Origin of the sequence: Testudinibacter sp. 'clade 2' (assembly GCF_006227735.1) — a bacterium.
Lineage (GTDB): Bacteria > Pseudomonadota > Gammaproteobacteria > Enterobacterales > Pasteurellaceae > Chelonobacter.
This window is the reverse complement of sequence record NZ_VDHB01000227.1, coordinates 1-778: the sequence shown is the minus strand read 5'-3', so window position 1 is coordinate 778 and position 778 is coordinate 1. Positions and strand designations below refer to the sequence as shown.

The window sequence follows — 778 nt, the reverse complement described above, 5'->3', positions numbered from 1 at the left end:
TTGGATCACCTCCTTAGCAAAGACTGATGATTTTGTATAGGTGTTCACACAGATTGTTTGATAGAAAAGAAGACAGACCGTATAGAGAGATAGGCTTGTAGCTCAGGTGGTTAGAGCGCACCCCTGATAAGGGTGAGGTCGGTGGTTCAAGTCCACTCAGGCCTACCAATTCTACTTATTCTGCACCGCTTTGATGGCTGCGATACTCATATGCTAGTGCATACTGCGTTTCTCACCTCAAATCGCTTTTGAATAAGCGAATTGGCTTTTATCTTCATCATCTTGAATATCTGCGATGCTCATGTGCTGTTCGCACACTGCGCTTCTCGATTTCAATCTGATTTTGCTAAAATCCTTGGCTGAAGTTTCTAGGACTAGCGATTAGGACTAGCTAAATACGGGAAAAGAAAGGGGCTATAGCTCAGCTGGGAGAGCGCCTGCTTTGCACGCAGGAGGTCAGCGGTTCGATCCCGCTTAGCTCCACCAATCTGCTGCATCACTTTTTCACTTATCATAAAGCATCATGAATATGTGGTGTATCGCTGATAAGGGTTTATTGATTAATAGTGAGTTTTCTTAACCAATACTTTATGAGGTAAAACATAAAGTGCGGTCAAGAGGATTGAGTATTGGTTGAAAGACCGATTTGTTCTTTAAAAATTTGGACACAAGCTAAAAACTGAAGAGAACTCAAGCGTTCGAGAGGACGTAAGAGCTGAGTATTCGACACTCGAGCAATCGAGAATCGAATGAAAGGCATGTTTGGTGAGAAAAGGCA

General features: G+C 42.9%; 2 tRNA genes. Both read left to right on the top strand.

What is annotated here, in order from left to right:
- Window positions 1-91: 91 nt before the first annotated feature.
- Window positions 92-168, top strand: a tRNA-Ile gene (locus FHQ30_RS12885).
- A 242-nt stretch (window positions 169-410) separates the two neighbouring features.
- Window positions 411-486 (top strand) — tRNA-Ala (locus tag FHQ30_RS12880).
- Window positions 487-778 lie beyond the last annotated feature (292 nt).